At 40.5% G+C, this 18,521-nt stretch carries 16 protein-coding genes; 11 read left to right on the plus strand and 5 right to left on the minus strand.

Annotated features, from left to right (window positions below):
- Positions 1-202 precede the first annotated feature (202 nt).
- Positions 203-2,308 (minus strand): ATP-dependent DNA helicase RecG, encoded by a 2,106-nt coding sequence (gene recG, locus HYU69_09000; protein MBI2270476.1) that lies wholly within the window; start codon positions 2,306-2,308, stop codon positions 203-205.
- Positions 2,309-2,389: 81 nt separating this feature from the next.
- On the opposite strand from recG, the gene HYU69_09005 reads away from it, so the two are divergent.
- From HYU69_09005 to HYU69_09015, 3 genes are read left to right on the plus strand one after another with little or no spacing between them, the layout of a single operon-like run.
- Positions 2,390-2,554 (plus strand): hypothetical protein, encoded by a 165-nt coding sequence (locus tag HYU69_09005; protein MBI2270477.1) that lies wholly within the window; start codon positions 2,390-2,392, stop codon positions 2,552-2,554.
- Positions 2,541-2,912, plus strand: coding sequence for a type II toxin-antitoxin system VapC family toxin (locus HYU69_09010; GenBank protein MBI2270478.1), 372 nt, complete (start codon positions 2,541-2,543; stop codon positions 2,910-2,912). Before HYU69_09005 ends, HYU69_09010 begins: the two co-directional genes overlap by 14 nt.
- A 15-nt stretch (positions 2,913-2,927) precedes the next feature.
- Positions 2,928-3,920, plus strand: coding sequence for a glycosyltransferase family 9 protein (locus HYU69_09015; protein MBI2270479.1), 993 nt, complete (start codon positions 2,928-2,930; stop codon positions 3,918-3,920).
- Here HYU69_09015 and HYU69_09020 read toward each other — a convergent pair.
- From HYU69_09020 to HYU69_09030, 3 genes are read right to left on the minus strand one after another with little or no spacing between them, the layout of a single operon-like run.
- Entirely contained in the window at positions 3,909-4,265 is a 357-nt protein-coding gene (locus HYU69_09020) for a helix-turn-helix domain-containing protein (protein ID MBI2270480.1), read from the minus strand. The two genes, HYU69_09015 and HYU69_09020, sit on opposite strands and share 12 nt — an antisense overlap.
- Positions 4,262-4,573 carry a type II toxin-antitoxin system HigB family toxin gene (locus HYU69_09025; GenBank protein ID MBI2270481.1) on the minus strand — a complete coding sequence of 104 codons (312 nt, stop codon included), beginning with the start codon at positions 4,571-4,573 and terminating at the stop codon, positions 4,262-4,264. Before HYU69_09025 ends, HYU69_09020 begins: the two co-directional genes overlap by 4 nt.
- A 52-nt stretch (positions 4,574-4,625) precedes the next feature.
- Positions 4,626-5,138, minus strand: coding sequence for an acyl-CoA thioesterase (locus HYU69_09030; GenBank protein ID MBI2270482.1), 513 nt, complete (start codon positions 5,136-5,138; stop codon positions 4,626-4,628).
- Between the two features lie 229 nt (positions 5,139-5,367).
- Here HYU69_09030 and HYU69_09035 point away from each other — a divergent pair, with 229 nt between their 5' ends.
- Entirely contained in the window at positions 5,368-5,895 is a 528-nt protein-coding gene (locus HYU69_09035; GenBank protein ID MBI2270483.1) for a CopD family protein, read from the plus strand.
- A 79-nt stretch (positions 5,896-5,974) separates the two neighbouring features.
- Here HYU69_09035 and HYU69_09040 read toward each other — a convergent pair whose 3' ends face one another.
- The gene (locus HYU69_09040) at positions 5,975-7,054 is read right to left on the minus strand and encodes an HU-CCDC81 and SPOR domain-containing protein (GenBank protein MBI2270484.1); all 1,080 of its coding nucleotides are present in this window, start codon (positions 7,052-7,054) and stop codon (positions 5,975-5,977) included.
- 199 nt (positions 7,055-7,253) lie between these two features.
- Here HYU69_09040 and radC point away from each other — a divergent pair, with 199 nt between their 5' ends.
- The 7 genes from radC to HYU69_09075 form a co-directional block, all read left to right on the plus strand.
- Complete coding sequence (gene radC / locus HYU69_09045; GenBank protein ID MBI2270485.1) at positions 7,254-7,952, plus strand: DNA repair protein RadC; 699 nt, start codon at positions 7,254-7,256, stop codon at positions 7,950-7,952.
- A 62-nt stretch (positions 7,953-8,014) separates the two neighbouring features.
- Positions 8,015-9,160: a UDP-N-acetylglucosamine 2-epimerase (non-hydrolyzing) gene (gene wecB, locus HYU69_09050; GenBank protein ID MBI2270486.1), complete on the plus strand. Its 1,146-nt coding sequence runs from the start codon at positions 8,015-8,017 to the stop codon at positions 9,158-9,160.
- Between the two features lie 58 nt (positions 9,161-9,218).
- The gene (locus tag HYU69_09055) at positions 9,219-9,377 is read left to right on the plus strand and encodes a hypothetical protein (GenBank protein ID MBI2270487.1); all 159 of its coding nucleotides are present in this window, start codon (positions 9,219-9,221) and stop codon (positions 9,375-9,377) included.
- A gap of 34 nt (positions 9,378-9,411) precedes the next feature.
- On the plus strand, positions 9,412-9,684 hold the full coding sequence (locus HYU69_09060) for a type II toxin-antitoxin system RelE/ParE family toxin (protein MBI2270488.1): 273 nt from the start codon (positions 9,412-9,414) through the stop codon (positions 9,682-9,684).
- 62 nt (positions 9,685-9,746) lie between these two features.
- On the plus strand, positions 9,747-12,194 hold the full coding sequence (locus HYU69_09065; protein ID MBI2270489.1) for a phenylalanine--tRNA ligase subunit beta: 2,448 nt from the start codon (positions 9,747-9,749) through the stop codon (positions 12,192-12,194).
- 324 nt (positions 12,195-12,518) lie between these two features.
- Positions 12,519-16,721 carry an SBBP repeat-containing protein gene (locus tag HYU69_09070; protein ID MBI2270490.1) on the plus strand — a complete coding sequence of 1,401 codons (4,203 nt, stop codon included), beginning with the start codon at positions 12,519-12,521 and terminating at the stop codon, positions 16,719-16,721.
- Positions 16,722-16,729: 8 nt separating this feature from the next.
- Positions 16,730-18,521, plus strand: a 1,792-nt coding sequence (locus tag HYU69_09075; protein MBI2270491.1) for a hypothetical protein, incomplete at its 3' end; no start/stop codon positions are given.

The raw sequence follows: 18,521 nt of genomic DNA on the forward strand, positions 1-18,521 counted from the left end.
ACGAAATATTACAAATTTTGAGCATAAGCATTTTTGACAAAACGCCCATTCCGCAACTGTTTGCAACCTCAATAAAACAAAATTTCAAAGAACTAAATCGTAATCAATTGAATATCTTTGAGTAATATCAAAACACTACTGATATATTATCTAAATTAACAAAATTCGCTGACCCTACCTCAAATGGAAAAGCCGGCGAGGATTAACTTATCCTGCTCCAATTAATTTTACTTTGATTAATACGAACATACTGATTTGCAATACGTACATTTGAAGGCTTCTCTATATTAGGATCATCGGCTAAAAGCACTGTTGCTGCATTACGAGCCAAATGCAGTATCTGTACATCTTTAACGAGGTCCGATATTTTCAGGTCAACAACCCCACTTTGCTGTGTGCCCGCCAGGTCACCGGGTCCGCGAAGACGCAGATCAACTTCAGCGATCTCAAAACCATCATTGGTCCGTACCATTGTTTCAATACGGACTTTTGACTCGGCGCTCAGTTTAAATGAAGTAAGTAAAATACAATAACTCTTATCGGCCCCCCGCCCTACCCTGCCGCGCAACTGGTGCAATTGCGACAAACCAAAGCGTTCGGCATTTTCGATCACCATTACGCTGGCATTTGGTACATTAACGCCTACTTCAATAACAGTTGTAGCCACCATTATATGAGTTTCACCTTTGACAAAACGCTGCATTTCGAAATCCTTATCGGCCGGCTTCATTTTCCCATGTACAATACTTACCCGATATCCAGGTGCCGGAAAGGCCCGCACAATGCTTTCATACCCATCCATTAAATTTTTCAGGTCAAGCTTTTCCGATTCTTCAATCAAGGGATATACCACATAGATCTGCCGCCCCAAAGCGATCTGCTCTTTCATAAAACCAAACACACGCAAACGCTGCGAATCAAACTTATGTGAGGTGGATATTGGTTTACGGCCAGGGGGTAATTCATCAATAACAGACACATCCAGATCGCCATACAAAGTCATGGCCAGTGTGCGTGGTATGGGGGTTGCCGACATAATGAGCACATGGGGGGGTTGCGTATTTTTTTTCCACATTCGCGCGCGTTGAGCCACTCCAAAACGATGCTGTTCATCAATAACGATCAGACCAAGATTTTGAAACAACACTTCATCTTCCAGCAAAGCATGTGTGCCAATCAAAATATGTAACTCACCACTTTGCAGCTGAGCGTGTAAAATTTTTCGCTCCGATTTTTTTGTAGAACCTGTAAGCAAGTCAACTTTTATATGCAACTCCCCCACCATTTTACTTATGGTTTCATAATGCTGGTTGGCGAGAATTTCTGTGGGAGCTATGATACAGGCCTGAAAACCATTATCCATCGCAATGAGCATGGTCATTAAGGCCACTAATGTTTTTCCGCTCCCTACATCGCCCTGCAACAAACGATTCATCTGCTTACCTGAACCCATATCCGCACGAATCTCTTTGATCACATGTTTTTGGGCATTAGTTAATTCAAAAGGTAAATGATGGGAATAAAAATTATTAAAATAGTCTCCGACTTTACTAAAAACAAATCCCTTAAAATTTTTGCTGCGGATAACTTTTAAGCGCAATAATCGCAATTGTATAAAAAACAACTCTTCAAATTTCAAGCGGTACTCCGCCCTTTGCAAGGCCTCCGGGCTTTCAGGCAAATGAATGTTTTTAAACGCCTGCTCCCGCGAAATAAATTTGTATTCCGCCAGCAATTCATCAGAAAGGGTTTCGGGAACATTTTTACTGATGTTAGCGACAAGTGTTTTAATCAACTTATACACACCCCTGCTGTCGAGTCCTTTATTCTTCATCAGCTCGGTGGTATTATAAACAGGCTGAAGGGCGCTCGCCAGGCGGGTATTTTCATCGCTTACCTCTTCAATTTCGGGGTGGGCAATATTGAACTTATTGTTAAATATGGCGGGTTTGCCGAATATCACAAATTCTGCGTTGGGTTTTACTTTATCAGCTATCCACTTCAATCCGCGGAACCAAACCAATTCCATTGTGCCTGTTTCATCTGCAAAATAAGCAACAAAACGTTTCGCTCTTTGCTTCCCCACCAATTCCACACGTGATATTTTTCCGCGCAGTTGTACATAAGGAAGGTCAACATTTATTTCATTTACCTTGTAAAATTTAGTACGATCAACATACCGGAACGGGTATTGCGTTAACAGATCATGGAAAGTAAACACACGCAATTGCTTTTTTAAAAGTTCGGCCCGGCTCGGACCAACACCTTTTAGGTATTCAATGGGCGTATCGAGAAATGTTTCGGACATATTGAGCCACTAATTTACCGATAAATCAATTATTAAAAAGTGAAATGGTTTTACTAACTTTACGTATAAATACTAATAAAAATGGTAACTGTAATAAAGCTTAACAGTACAAAGCAACAAATTCAACGCTTCTTAAAAAAGATCAAATTCAGAAGAGGCATTAATGCGTACAAATATTGCGGGGTTATTAAACTCAAAGAATCTCCCTTTGATATTCAAAAAAGAATGAGAGATGAGTGGGAATAATTTTTTAATTGATACTAATGTAGCGCTGTTTCTATTGTCAGGAAATAAAACTGTTGCTAACTTAATTAATGACAAACAACTATATATTTCCTTTGTAACGCAATTAGAATTATTGGGATACAACGGAATTTCAAATGATGAAATTTCAAAGGTTAAGCAATTTATTGATGAGTGCGTTATTATCGATATCAATTCCGAAATAAAGGATCGCGTTATCGAAATAAGAAAAAAGTACGCGATTAAACTTCCTGATGCTATTATTGCTGCCACATCAATTTATATTGATGCCCCGCTCCTTTCCGCCGACAAAGGCTTCAAAAAAATTACTGCATTGCAACTTATTCTGATTGAGGAGTAAGTAAATTATTACTAATTGAAAAAAATACTCATCATACGCTTTAGCTCTATAGGCGACATTGTTTTAACAACACCTGTTATACGCTGTTTAAAAACACAACTCAAGGATGTTGAGATACATTACCTAACAAAAAAAAGCTTCGGCTCTCTTTTAGAAGGTAATCCGTATGTTGACAAAGTCCACACCATTAAAGAAAACATTGACGAAGCCATTAAGGATCTCAAAAAAGAAAATTTCGATTTTGTAGTCGACCTTCACCATAACCTGCGAAGCTTACAGGTAAAGCGAAAACTTAAAAAACCATCCTCTTCATTCAACAAGCTGAATATTGAAAAATTTTTAATGGTTCGTTTTAAAATTAACAGGCTGCCTGCAATCCATATTGTCGACCGTTACATGGATACCGTCAACCAACTTAATGTAAGCAATGACGGCAAAGGCCTGGATTATTTTATCCCTTCAAAAGACGAAATAAACATCGGCACATTGCCCGAAACACACCGCAACGGATATATTGGTTTTGTAGTTGGCGCTGCGCATGCCACAAAACAATTACCCGTTGAAAAAATAATTTCCATTTGCAAAAAACTAAACACTCCGATCATTTTATTAGGCGGGAAAGAGGATGAAGTAAAAGGCGATCAGATCAAAAAGGCGGTTGGTGACCTGATCTTTAATGCCTGCAATCAATATAACATCAATCAATCCGCATCACTTGTAAAACAAGCTCAAAAAATAATCACACACGACACCGGCCTGATGCATATAGCGGCGGCCTTTCAAAAGCAAATTGTTTCTGTTTGGGGGAATACTGTTCCGGAGTTTGGGATGTATGCTTATACAGGGGCGAGGGGCGAGGGACGAGGGGTGAGGAACGAAACAATTGAGGTGAAAAATTTAAGCTGCAGGCCTTGTTCTAAGATTGGCTATGATAAATGTCCCAAAGGAGACTTTAAGTGTATGAAGGAAATTGATGAAAACCAGATCGTGGACTTCTTAAGCCAATAAAATCTCAGCGGGTATTCCAAGAAACTTATGAAGTGCTTTTACAATTGAAAGGGTCAGCGGTTTTTTCCCGCTTAAAATTTGTGAAACATAGCTCTTATTGCCGATGTATGGCTCAAGGTCTTTACTCCTTAAACCCCTTTCTTCCATTTTCAATTTAATCGCTGCAACCGGATTTGGTATCGGTATCGCATAGTGCCGATCCTCATAATCCTTAATAAGCAAAAGTACAACCTGAAGGTTTTCTCCTTCAGCTGTGTTGGGTTTTATTTTTTTGTCAAACATTCCATCCACCCAATTAAGATATGTATTGTACTCCTTTTCTGTTTTAATAGGCTTTAATTTCATTTTCCTGAATATTTAATTCTACTAACATTGATCTTATCATATTCTGCATGCGTTCCAAACCATTTTACCTGCATTGTCCTATATTCAAAAGCAACCCGGACCACCAATCTGTATTTATTTCCCAATATATTAAACACAACTCTGTTATCTCCAACTAAACTCGCATTTCCATATATCTTCTTCAATTCGTTAAAGTTCCTAAATTCACTTTTCAGCAACTCACTATACCACTCAAGTAATGCATTCTTAGCCAAAGGATATTTTTTACAATATTCCAATAGCGTCCTTCTTGCTATGATATTAAACACAACACAAAGATAAAAGTTTACTAATAGTAAACAAATAAAAACAGTGCTTTTTTTAAAGAAACAGCGCCTTCAACTCCGTTGCCTCTGCGGGTTTCATTTTACCCGCAAGGATCAGACTCAGCTGTCTTCTGCGCAAAGCGCCTGCATAACGCTCCTTTTCTTCTTCACTTTCAGGGATCAATTCAGGAACAGGTAATGGTGAGCCATTCTGATCAACAGCAACGAAGGTGTAGATAGCTTCATTAGACTTTGTCCGTTCACCGGTAACAGCATCCTCGACCCACACATCGATAAATGTTTCCATTGAAGACGTAAATGAACGTGAAACTTTCGCCTGCACAGTAACTATGCTTCCCAATTTAATTGCATGGCCAAACGAAACACTATTTACAGAAGCTGTTACTACAACCCGCTTACAGTGCCTGTGAGCAGCTATTGCAGAGGTAATATCCATCCAATGCAACAACTTGCCTCCGGCAAGATTGCCTAATGCGTTTGTGTCGTTGGGCAAAACAAACTCAGTTGTTATTGCCAGTGACTCCTTTGCGGTTTTCGATTTTGCCATGTTGTAAAGTTATAAGTTAAAGTTTATACTGTAGTAGTTGTTCGAAAATATTAATAATCAAAAATAGTTTGGGCTAAAGCCCACGTTGGTGTGCCTTTCATTACCCCGACCTTAAGGTCGGGGTAATGAAAAATAAAAGATAACCGAGCTTTAGCCCAAACACTGCTAATGGTGAAAAATATAGTTGTATTCATCCAACTTATGATCGTATAACTTATAACTTTACGCTATGTTATACATCAAAGCGCTGCACATCATATTCGTAGTGACCTGGTTTGCGGGATTATTTTATATTCCGCGCCTTTTCATCTATCATACAGAGGCCCAGGATAAGCCCGAACCCGAAAAATCAATTCTTTCCAAACAGTTTAAGATCATGCAAAAACGGCTATGGTATGGCATTACCTGGCCTTCCGCTATACTTACATACACATTCGCATTTTGGCTGGCGTATGAAATGTTCGGCATTTCTTTTCCGGGATGGCTGTTGCTTAAACTCACATTTGTTTTTGGGTTAACGCTTTATCATTTTCAATGCGGCGCCTTATACAAACAATTACAAAATGATGTATTCAAATGGTCCGCGATCAAATTGCGTTTCTGGAACGAAGTGGCGACCCTTTTTTTAGTGGCAATAGTATTTATTGTTGAACTGAAAGACTTCGGAAATTTTTGGTGGGGAATTGTTGGGTTGTTGATCTTTGCCGGATTGTTGGTGGCTTCAATAGTAGTATACGGCAGAAAGAGAAAAGAATAAAAAAAATTGGCAATTGGCAGTTGGCAGTGATTATCGTTTGCCAATTGCCCTTTGCCAACTTCTTTTTTTGCTAACTTTTTTAATTCTCATACACCCATGCCGCAGTGATCGTACGAACCTTGGCAAGCTCATTCTCGGCCTCGTCTTTATTGGAAAAATCGCCGCAGCTTACCATAAATAAACCATCTTTATTTTTGCCGATTATAGCAGCATTCAGGTTTTTCGCTTTCATCATGGCCACAAAATTATTGGCGTTCGACTCAATTTTAAAACAACCGCTAATGATATGATATTTCAGACCGGCCACCAATTTAGTGCCATTATTTACGCCGGCTGTTTTGTCCTTCTCATGGGCGGCAACAGAAACATTTTCATGCAAACGAACCACCAGTTTATGGTCAACATCATCAATTAAGGACAAAGTTGCGAGGGGCAGCGTATCATTTATGGGTAAGGAAAATTTACCAGGGTTAAGATCTTTATCCGACAATGCAGGCTTAACTTCCGGGCGCACTTTGTAAAGCAGGGCGATCCGTTCAGCAAATGGATTGAGGGATGAATAATTAGCGTTTTTCAATATATCAGTACCAACCGACAACCAGATAAGAGAAGTAGCTATAAACAAAGCCAGGGCGGTTGTAATGTAAGCCAATGTTTTTCTTCTCTTTCTTTCCTGCGGAATCGGTTCACGGTCAACAAACTTCTTTTCTATACGCTCCTGTATATTCTCACGCTTAACAGGTAATGACTGAATTGCTATCATTCCGAAAGCTTCCACCAAATAATTAACCGATTTATCCGGCTCAAATTGTATGTTACGCTCAATATCCAGGTATAGAGAACCGACCAATTCAAGCGTTACCTTCTCACCTCGTTTTAATGCGCCATTACTTTCTGCAACAAAACTGCTAATGATGTTATTCGCTTCCGAAAAAGTCTTGTTTTCAGCCTTTACTATTTGATTAGCTAACAAGCCATCGTTGCTCTTTAAATGCTTATTGAAAGTAATGTTTTTATGGGGTGGAGTAAACACATGCTGGGTGGTATGCACTTTGGCAGCAGCATACCCCGTCACAAATCCTCCAAAATCAGGTACGATCACGCAATCGTGTTCGTATAATAAGGCGCTTATGTGTTTATCGATTTTCATAAGGGACATAAAAATAACAATATTTTACCCTCTTTTTACCAAAAAAATATCCTTCTTTTTGGAGGACGGCTTAATACTCATTATTTATTACTGAATCATAGCAGGTTAAAAGGCTGTCAGTGCGAAAATTTGCTTGGATTCAGTTATACTGATACCAAGTATTTCTAAACAAAATAGTATCAGTATATTTACGCATTATATAAAATAAATGGAAACATTAAAGGAAAATCTTCCAATTACGGCCTGGGCTGAAGATGACCGGCCCCGCGAAAAACTCATGAGTAAAGGCCGTCATGTATTAAGTGATGCCGAGTTGATCGCTATTCTAATAGCAAGCGGAAATACAGAAGAAACAGCGGTTGAGCTTTCAAAACGTATTTTAAATTCAGTGAATAACAATTTGAATGAGCTGGGAAAGCTAACAATAAATGACCTAACAAAATTCAGGGGAATTGGTGAAGCCAAAGCGATAAGCATTATTGCCGCGTTGGAACTTGGCCGCCGGAGAAAAGAAACAGAAGTTATAAAACGCGAAAAAATAACAACCAGTGCCGGTGTTTATGAGATATTTAAGTCACTTTTACTTGACCTGCCTCATGAAGAATTTTGGGTGCTGCTTTTAAGCCGATCTGGCAATATTATTAAAAAAGAGATGATCAGTCGTGGCGGCGTATCGGGAACGGTGGTCGATTCCAAAATAATTTTTAAATCTGCAGTAGAAAACTTAGCCTGTTCGGTTATTTTATGTCATAACCACCCATCAGGCAATACCAAACCCAGCGAACAGGATATACAAATAACAAAAAAATTAAAGGAAGCAGGAAGACTTTTGGAAATACCTGTTCTTGATCATGTTATAGTAAGCGAGACGGGGTATTATAGTTTTGCGGATGAAGGAATGATGTAGTGCGGATAACCTGCCTACTCCGCCTGAGGCGAATTCGGCAGGCAAGCGAATCAAAATTAAATATGCTTAAAATCCTTACCATAATAGGTGCCCGTCCGCAGATCATTAAAGCTGCTGCTTTGAGCAGAGCGATAAGCAAAAGCTATTCGGATAAAATCAAAGAAGTGATCGTGCATACCGGCCAGCATTACGATCCGAACATGAGCCAGGTGTTTTTTGATGAACTCAATATTCCGGCACCAAATTATAATCTAAACATAGGTTCAGATTCTCACGGCAAGCAAACCGCTGCCATGATAGTTGGGATTGAAGAAATACTTGAAAAGGAAAGCCCCAATTGCATAGTGTTATATGGCGATACCAATTCAACATTAGCAGGTGCCATCGCGGCTTCTAAAATACATGTCCCTGTTGTACATATCGAAGCGGGCTTGCGTTCATACAATAAAGCCATGCCTGAAGAAGTGAACCGCATTTTATGCGATCATGTTTCTACATTACTCTTCTCTCCTACCAAAACCGGGTACCACAATTTAATGAAAGAAGGCTTCATTGAAAATAATCCCGCTCCTTATACAGCAGATAATCCAAAAATATATCACTGTGGTGATGTGATGTATGATAATAGTCTTTATTTCTCAAGTATTGCCGATCAGAAAACCAATATCATATCACAGCTTAAATTAGAAAGCGGACAATTTATTTTAGCGACGATTCATCGCAATACGAATACGGACGACCCGAAACGTCTTTCCGCACTATTCAGTTCTATGTTAAAGATCTCAACAAAATCAAAGATCACTATTGTAGTTCCGCTTCACCCCCGTACAGCCAAATTGCTGGATAAAAATTTGCCGGCTGAATTATATAAAAAAATAAAAGAGGATCCGCTTATAAAGATCGTGCCACCCGCTTCATTCCTTGAAATGATCGCGCTTGAAAAAAACTGTAAACTGGTGATGACCGATTCCGGTGGTGTACAAAAAGAGGCGTTTTTTTTTAAAAAGCCCTGCATTATTTTACGTTCAGAAACGGAATGGATTGAGCTTGTTGAATGCGGCAGTGCGATAATTACCGACGCAGATGAAAATAAAATTATTGCGGCTTATGATCTTTTCTCCAACAAAACAAATTTGAATTTCCCTAAATTGTTTGGCGATGGAAAGGCAGCTGAATTTATTTGCGGGGAAATTTTGAAGCACTGTTAATTGTTAATTGCTTTTTATCCCTATTTTCTCTATAGAAGTTTAATCGGAGAAAGCCAAAATGAAATTTATAGTTAACGCCAATCTAGCGATCCCAGGAAGTTCACTTACCGCTGAAGGATTAAAATTTCTCATAGAAAAATCTGAAAAAGGACCTTTTTATCCTATCGAAGAACTTAAAAAGAGGATCGATAAATGGAAAAGAAAATCCGAAAAGTAATATTTTCTAAACTTTTCTAAAAAAGTCTTAAAATATATACGACTACGGAGTTGAAACCTTTGGAACAAAAGCCGCAAATTATTTCATTGAGGATCTTTATGAAAATATCGCATCTTTAAACAAGCAATTCTATCTCCATCCTGAGTGCAGGCATCTACACACAAAGACAAAAATATATAGAAATATTATCAAAGGTGCTTACCTAATAATTTACAGAATAAAATCCGACAACATCGAAATTCTGATCGCAATCAGAGGTGATGTTAGTATTTCCAAAATAAAGGCTGCCAGAAAAGTTCGGGTATAGATAACTTGTCTCTTTGCACCTTAAAAATTCTTATTTTAGTGCAGAATTGAAGACTTACAAAAATGAAGATCTCTTACAACTGGCTTAAAACTTACCTGAAGATCAACCTGACAGCCGAAGAAGCTGGAAAGATCCTAACCGATTGCGGACTTGAAGTAGAAAGCATTGAATTAGTGGCTGCCGTTAAAGGCGGGCTGAACGGCATTGTTGTTGGCGAAGTAAAAACAAAAGAAAAACACCCTGATGCCGACCGGCTGAGCGTAACAACTGTTGATACAGGAACAGGAACTCTCTTAAATATTGTTTGCGGTGCTGCAAACGTCGCGGCCGGCCAAAAAGTTTTGGTCGCAACGATCGGGTCAACATTATATCCAACAAGCGGCGAACCCTTCGAAATAAAAAAATCGAAAATACGCGGGCAACTTTCGGAAGGAATGATCTGCGCCGAAGATGAGATCGGCCTGGGCACTTCGCATGATGGCATAATGGTGCTTGATAGTTCGGCAGTTACAGGAATGTCCGCAAAAGCATATTTCAAACTGGAAGATGATCATGTTTTTGAGATCGGACTTACACCCAATCGTGCAGATGCCGCGTCTCACATTGGCGTTGCAAGAGACCTTTTAGCTTATCTCAACTACCAGACTTTGCTAAATAATACCGAACCGCTTACACTTGAATTGCCTAACGTGAATGGCTTCACTAATGATAATACCGACAAAAAAATTGATGTTATTATTGAAGATACGATTGGTTGCCCCCGTTATTCGGGCATCACAATTAGCGGGATCAAAGTAAGTGAGTCGCCCGACTGGCTGAAGAACAGACTTACAACCATTGGCCTGAAACCGATCAACAACATTGTTGATATTACAAATTTTGTTTTGCATGAATTGGGGCAGCCGCTTCATGCTTTCGATGCCGATAAAATTACCGGTGAAAAAGTGATCGTAAAGAAAATACCGGTTAAAACAAAGTTTAAAACACTGGATGGTATTGAGCGCGAATTGAACAACGAAGATCTTATGATCTGCAATGTTACCGATCCCATGTGTATTGCAGGCGTGTATGGAGGTATTGATTCTGGTATCACAGAAAAAACAACAACTATATTTTTAGAAAGTGCATACTTCGATCCGGTTCATATCCGCAAAACATCTAAAAGACATGGACTAAAAACTGACGCGTCTTTCCGCTTTGAACGCGGTACCGATCCAAACATGACTGTTTATGCGCTTAAACGTGCAGCTGCACTCATCAGGGAAATAGCGGGCGGACGAATAACATCTGAAATAATCGATATTTACCCGACTAAAATTGAACCTTTCAAAGTCGGATTATCTTATAAAAATTGCAATGATTTTATCGGAAAAGAGATCGGGAAAAAGATCATAAAAAATATTTTGGTATCGTTAGGCATCGAAATAATTACCGAAGGTGCCGATGCATTAATGCTTGCGGTGCCCCCTTTTAAGGTTGATGTAAAACGTGAAGTCGACGTTATTGAAGAAGTACTAAGGATATATGGCTACAACAATGTTGAAATTCCGTCTGCGATACATGCTTCCCTTTCCTACTCTGACAAACCTGATCCGGAACAAGTACAACATACGATTGCCGAACTATTGAGCAATAATGGCTTCAGCGAGATCATGACCAATTCGCTGACCAGATCTGATTATTATACTAATTTATCTTCGGTCAATTCCACTGAACTTATTTCAGTTTTAAATCCACTCAGCTCCGACCTTAATATTTTGCGAAGAGTGCTTTTATTCAGCGGACTTGAAGCCGTATCGTACAACATTAACCGTAAAAACAGTGATCTGAAATTATACGAATTCGGCAAAACATATTTGAAAACAATTGAGGGCAAATACATTGAGAATAAGCACCTGGCGCTATTTGTAACTGGCCGCAAAGAAACTGAAAGCTGGAACAACAAATATGATTCAACGAATTTCTATTCGATGAAAGGCTATGTTAACACCGTATTATCACGCCTGGGCGTGACAGGACTGAAATATGAAACAAATGCCAATGATGATCTGCTGACCGAAAACCTCAATGGTTATTCGGGTAAAAAACAGATTGTTCGTTTTGGTAAGATCAAACCAATTTTATTGAAGCAATTTGACATAAAACAGGATGTATATTATACTGACTTTAACTGGGATAATATCCTGGAGCTTATAAAAAAACAGAAATTTGAATACCACGAAATACCTAAGTTTCCTTCCGTGCGAAGAGATCTTGCACTCTTGCTTGACAAGGCTGTTTCATTTGAGCAACTTGAACAGATCGCTTATCAAACTGAGCGAAAATTTTTAAAGGAAGTGAGGATATTTGACGTGTATGAAGGCAACAAGCTTGAAGCCGGAAAAAAATCCTATGCCATCAGTTTCACTTTGCTTGATGAGAATGAAACCCTTACTGATAAACAGATCGAAAAAATAATGGAAAAACTCATAAAGGCCTACACAGAAAAAGCCGGCGCAGCTATCAGGTAAACAATAGTTCGGAGACATTTCATATTGTTCATCCCCTCTAAAACACTCTATTGAACCTTAATAAGCTTAGTTCCCTGAATACCTCTTCATTCGTTAGACTATCATACCGCTGACAAGGATAAGGAATTATTCAAATTCAGGTCTATAAATCTATTACCCGAAATTTATATTTTAACTACAATATATTTGTATTTTATATAAAATAATAGCTATTTTAATAAAAATATCAGATAAAATAATTTTTCAATATTTATATATTTATATATTTTAAATGGGATACTTTTTATGAATAGCTTAACTTGGGTGGTACCATAAAATAAAGCAATGAGGTCACATTTTAACTCTGTAATGTTTATTTTTTTTACGCTTTTGGCACCTTCAATGTTTGGGTTCAGAACAACTGACCCTAAATTAAAAGCTAATGCACAGCAATGGATGCATGAACAACCTGTAAGATTCATAGAAAACAAAGGACAGTTGGCAGATATGAATGGAAAACCCGTCCCATTTGTACTATTCAAAACGCATGCGCCCGGAATGGACATGTATATTACTGAACAGGGATTGACGTATGTGTTCCTGAAAGCTGAAGAAAAAGAACATGACACTTTGGTTCCGTCCACTATGACGCTGGATGGAGAAAACAAAAGAGTAAAGTGGAGCCGGATAGATATGTTTTTAAAGAACGCGTCTGTCAAAAAAGAAAATATCATAAAAGAAGGAAAAAGTGATGATTTCTCCCAATACTTTTTAGGACATTGCCCTGAAGGCATAACAGATGTCCATACATATGAAAAAATAACGATCAAAGAAATTTATCCGGGGATTGATTGGGTATTCTACAATGCCGAAAGCAAAGGTTTTAAATACGACTTTGTCGTTCACCCGGGAAGCGACCCCAAGCAAATAAAACTTATTTACCGCTCTGAAGAAAAGCTGGATATTAACGAACAAGGTGACATTCAAATAAAAACTTCTTATGGAACATTAACAGAAAACGCGCCGATCAGCTACAGCGAGAATACAAAGAAAAATATTACAAGTTATTTTTCAAAAACAAAAGTAAACCCCTGCAACGCTGGCGGAATTGGTCGCGGGTTTGAAACGGAAATCGCATTTGAGCTTGCAACTTTAAACTTCAAACACGAAACTATAATCATTGACCCTCAACTTGTATGGGCCACTTTTTATGGCGGTGGAAGTATCTGGAACGGAATAACAGCTTTAGATTGCGATCAAAGTGGCAATGTATTTGCGACAGGCTATTTCTATTCTGCCAGCTTTCCGACGGCTAATCCGGGTGGCGGTGCTTATTTCCAGGGGACGTTTGTCGGAAGTCAAAACCCAATTATTTTAAAATTCAGCAACACAGGTGTACTGATATGGGCGACGTATTATGGCGCAGGCCTTGAAATAGGAAATTCTATATGTGTAGATCCCTTTGGAAATATTTTTGTCACGGGATTGGCCAGCAGCGCTTTATTTCCGGTTTTTAACCCGGGCGGCGGAGCTTATTTTCAAGTGAGTACTTTCAACAGATACGCATTCATTTTAAAATTCAACAATACCGGTGTAAGACTCTGGGCTACCGTTTACGGAGGTACCAACCATTGGAACAGCGGCAATTCCATCTGTACCGATCCTGCAGGAAATGTATTTGTAACCGGCTGGACCCTGGCAACTAACTTCCCTGTTTTAAATCCGGGTGGAGGAGCTTATTTTCAAGCTGCAAAGGGTGCTAACGCAGAAGATAGTTTTATTTTGAAATTCAGCAATACCGGAGTACGAATCTGGGCTACACATTACGGCGGAGACTGGAATGATATTGGAAACTCTATTTGTGCCGACCCCAATGGCAATGTATTTGTTACCGGTAGTACACTAAATGGTGGCGGTGTCAGCTTCCCTGTTTTAAATCCGGGAGGAGGCGCATATTTCCAACCTATAAACGGCTCTCAAACAGATGGCTTCTTTTTGAAATTCAGCAATACAGGTGTGCTTTTATGGGCTACCCATTATGGAGGCGCAGGAGGTTCCGGGGTTGGATATACAGTCCGTTCAGACAAAAACGGAAATATTTTTGCTATGGGTACAGCATCTAATCTTAATAACACAGCCCTTTTAAATCCAGGCGGAGGTGCTTACTATCAGCCTGCCTCCGGAGGAATCTTCATTGTTAAATTCAACAATGCAGGAGTTCTGCTTTGGGCCACCAGGTATGGGGGCAGCACAGGCGAAAGATTAAATAATGAATATGATCACATCGTTATTGACAACTGCAATAATGTGTATGTTAGTTTTTTAACTATTTCTACTGATGTAACTATACAAAATTCATGCTATACCGGCTATAATGATAATAGCTATAATGGCCCTACCGGAACCTCTTACCCTGGAGGTGATGGTGTTATTACAAAATTCACAAATAGCGGCGTACTGTTGTGGTCTACATATTTTGGCGGAAGTGGCAACGATCACCGGGATGCATTAGCACTAGATAAGAATGGCAACCTGTTTGTGGGCGGCGAATGGACAGAATTCAACGGGTCTTCGGTCAATAACGCAACCTACCCTGTAACAAATCCGGGAGGAGGAGCGTACTACGACGCAACATTCAACGGCGGCGGAACAGATTATGAAGGAGCGTTCATGTCAAAGTTTATTCCTCCGACACTCACTCTTGCCCCCACTGCGACAGCTTCGGGCTGCGGATGTACAGGAACTGCAACAGTAACAGCTGCCGGTGGATGCGTTGGTTCATATAATTACAAATGGTACAACAACAGCTGGGCAAAGATCGGAAACACTCAAAATATCAGCAATCTTTGTGCAGGTAATTATCGGGTGATCGTAAGTGATACTATCAACTGCAGCATTGACACAACCTTTGTTACAGTGCCTGCCAGCGGTAGCAGTTTAACAATAACAAGTGTACAAACAAACGTCTGCAGCGCTTCCTGCAACGGCAGCGCGACAATAACACCGGGTGGAGGCACTACACCTTATACCTATTTGTGGAGCAATGGGGTGAGCAACCAAATCGCAACAGGATTATGTGCCGGAGCTTATTCCGCAACAATAACTGACGCAGGAAGCTGCACCGCAGTATACAATATCAATATTATCCAATCACCTGCAATGCTTTTATCGACTTCAAGCCAGTGGTCTTGTGCGAGCAATACAGCAACTGCAAACATAAATGTGGCAAATGGAAGTTCACCCTATACTTACTTATGGAGCAATACACAAACTACGCAAATGGCGGGCGGATTAAATACAGGCACCTATACCATAACAGTAACGGACAAATATGGCTGTACAACAAGCCAGACCCTGAGTGTGAACGCTCAGCCCCTGGTAATTGGAATATCAAAAACAAATATTGCGTGTAATTCGGGCGGAAATGTCAACAATGGCACTCTTACTGCAAATGTTAGCACAGGCGGAGCATGGCCTTACACATACAGTTGGAGTAATGGTTTCACTGGTCAATACCAGGGAGCCGTTGGTCCCGGCACCTATACTGTAACGATAACCGGAAGTAACGGCTGTACCGCCACATCAAGTGCCACAATAACCAGTACAAGTACAGCAAATGCAGCATTCACACAATCACCGAACGGAACTGTTTGCATAGGCACTACAGTAAACTTTACGAATGCAGGCACAACAGGGACTTACGTCTGGACTTTAACCCCCCCGGCCCCGGCTCCGGCTGTAAGCGGAACGACTCTTAACTATGCTTATACTTTTTTATCAGCGGGGACTTACAGCATCAGTCACCAGGTAACCACAGGAGCATGTACAAATACTGTTGGTTCTACTGTAATAGTTATTAATTGTTCTGCCGGTCCTACAGTGACAGCTACGGGTAGCAGTATGTGTCCGGGCGCCTGTGCAACAGTAAATTCAAGTGGCGCAGGAGGAACAAGTCCATATACCTATTCCTGGAGCAATGGTTCTACCACTCAAAATATAAATCCTTGTCCGGTATCAACAAGCACATATACAGTTACAATAAGAGATAGCGGAGGAAGCACATCCACTTCAACGGCAGTGGTGACAGTTCATCCTGCTGTAACTGTATTGATCACTCCAACCAATATAAATTGCAGCGGTGCTTCGACAGGCTCAGCAGCCGCTGCAGGAAGTGGCGGCAGTTCACCTTATACGTATAACTGGAGTGGCGGGGTTCCGGGTACAGGGTTCCAGGTTTCAGGCTTGTCGACGGGAACTTATACAGTTACCATAACAGATAACAAAGGTTGTACGTCAACCTCAACCACAACAATAACCTCTCCGCCGCCATTGTCAGGACAATTTACCAAGGGCACCTCAAACTGCATTGGATGTGGTTGCAAGGAGTGGCTAATGGTAAATGCAACCGGCGGAAGCAGTCCATATTCCTACTCCTGGCCGTATGGATATGCCAACAGGTACAAAAGTCAACTTTGCCCCGGGGCATATAATATAAATATTGTCGACAAGAACGGGTGTAGTGTGAATATTAATTTGACAACACCCTGATACAACTTATGAGAAAAAAAATCGAACGGGGCTTTTTTCGTTTTATGTGCCCGATCTTACTATTTATTTCTTTAACAGGTATGGCTCAAACTCCGGGAGAATGGACATGGATGCATGGCAACAATACTCCGGGTTCGCTTGGTATATTTGGGGTACAAGGTGTTCCCAATGCGACAAATACCCCACCTGCTTTATATGAACCATGCGAATGGAAAGACAACAATGGGAAATTCTGGCTCTTCGGAGGATTAAATACAATGGCTGGTAACCGTTACAGCGCCTTATGGAAATACGATCCTGTTACCAATCAATGGACTTGGATAAAAGGACCCTCAGGAGTTAACCAACCAGGAGTTTATGGAGTAAAAGGAGTTCCATCTCCGGCTAATTATCCGGGTGCAAGATCTCATGGTATAGCATCTTGGACGGATCTTTCGGGAAACCTTTGGTTGTTTGGAGGAAACAATCCTGGAGGGGCTCTTCTAAATGATCTTTGGAAATATGATATTGCAACCAATCAATGGACATGGATGCATGGTTCAAATGTTGCAGGCGCTGCGGCTGTTGTTGGAGTTATGGGTATAGCGGCACCGGCAAATACTCCCAGTGGTCATGATGAAGCAGTCGGATCCGGTGTTGACAACCTCGGGAATCTTTGGCTTTATGGCGGACGCACCAATGACGGTGATAATGTTTGGAAATACGATGTTGCAACTAATCAATGGACGTGGATGAAGGGAAGCAATACCTGGAATTCCGCAATTGTATATGGAACACAAGGTACCTCAGCACCAACGAACACTCCCGGTGGAGCAAGGTGGCCACATGCATCGTGGACTGACGCATTAGGCAACCTCTGGTTTTTTGGCGGCAATGTTACCGCTTTCCCTGGTGGTTATACAAATGATCTATGGAAATACACTCTTGCAATTAATGAATGGACATGGGTAAAGGGACCCAACACCCAAAACAATGCAGGTAATTATGGAGCGCAATGTGTCAGTGCTCCTGCAAATAATCCTCCCTCAAGACATGAAACCCGGGCAAGAGTTAAAGACGAGTGTGGCAATTTCTGGATGTTTGGCGGGTATTCCAGCACAGGATCACGCAATGATCTGTGGTACTATAATCTATTAACAAATCAATGGACCTGGATCAGCGGAAGTAACACTACCAATCAGGCAGCTATTTATGGAACAAAAGGAGTTTCCGCTCCTGCAAATCGACCGGATGCCGGTGGGGGCGGTGTCGCATGGATTGACAACAATGGCTATATATATATATTCGGCGGGCTTACCGGTGCAAGCAGTACTTTTTCAAACGCATTATTCCGCTACGTACCCAATAATCCATCTCTCAGCCTGATACAGGTAAACTCCACCACCTGTGCTCCTTGTAATGGTAGTGCAACAGTTAATGTAACATGTGGGCAAGCTAATTTCAACTATACATGGAGCAATGGAATCAGTATTACAAATAGTATAAGTAATACCAATACGGTTTCCGGACTTTGCCCGGGGACGTATACAGTTACAGTAACATCAGACTGCAACAAATCACAAACAACCATTTTCAATATTACAGGAAATAATTGTACCGGCCCTACAGTTACTGCCACAGGAAGCTCGGTCTGTCCTAATTCCTGTGCAACTGTAACTTCCAGTGGAGCAAACGGCACGAGTCCATATACCTATTCCTGGAGCAATGGTTCTACCACTCAAAATATAAATCCTTGTCCGGTATCAACAAGCACATATACAGTTACAATAAGAGATAGCGGAGGAAGCACATCCACTTCAA

This window comes from Bacteroidota bacterium, from assembly GCA_016183775.1.
Lineage (GTDB): Bacteria > Bacteroidota > Bacteroidia > JABDFU01 > JABDFU01 > JABDFU01.

Excerpts from the sequence above, each read along its gene's own strand:
- wecB (MBI2270486.1), top strand. The coding sequence starts at position 8,015 with ATGCTTAAAATCCTTACCATAATAGGTGCCCGTCCGCAGATCATTAAA.
- HYU69_09020 (MBI2270480.1), bottom strand. The coding sequence starts at position 4,265 with ATGAAATTAAAGCCTATTAAAACAGAAAAGGAGTACAATACATATCTT.
- HYU69_09040 (MBI2270484.1), bottom strand. The coding sequence starts at position 7,054 with ATGTCCCTTATGAAAATCGATAAACACATAAGCGCCTTATTATACGAA.
- radC (MBI2270485.1), top strand. The coding sequence starts at position 7,254 with ATGGAAACATTAAAGGAAAATCTTCCAATTACGGCCTGGGCTGAAGAT.
- HYU69_09065 (MBI2270489.1), top strand. The coding sequence starts at position 9,747 with ATGAAGATCTCTTACAACTGGCTTAAAACTTACCTGAAGATCAACCTG.
- HYU69_09030 (MBI2270482.1), bottom strand. The coding sequence starts at position 5,138 with ATGGCAAAATCGAAAACCGCAAAGGAGTCACTGGCAATAACAACTGAG.
- HYU69_09070 (MBI2270490.1), top strand. The coding sequence starts at position 12,519 with ATGAGGTCACATTTTAACTCTGTAATGTTTATTTTTTTTACGCTTTTG.
- HYU69_09055 (MBI2270487.1), top strand. The coding sequence starts at position 9,219 with ATGAAATTTATAGTTAACGCCAATCTAGCGATCCCAGGAAGTTCACTT.
- recG (MBI2270476.1), bottom strand. The coding sequence starts at position 2,308 with ATGTCCGAAACATTTCTCGATACGCCCATTGAATACCTAAAAGGTGTT.
- HYU69_09005 (MBI2270477.1), top strand. The coding sequence starts at position 2,390 with ATGGTAACTGTAATAAAGCTTAACAGTACAAAGCAACAAATTCAACGC.
- HYU69_09010 (MBI2270478.1), top strand. The coding sequence starts at position 2,541 with ATGAGTGGGAATAATTTTTTAATTGATACTAATGTAGCGCTGTTTCTA.
- HYU69_09035 (MBI2270483.1), top strand. The coding sequence starts at position 5,368 with ATGTTATACATCAAAGCGCTGCACATCATATTCGTAGTGACCTGGTTT.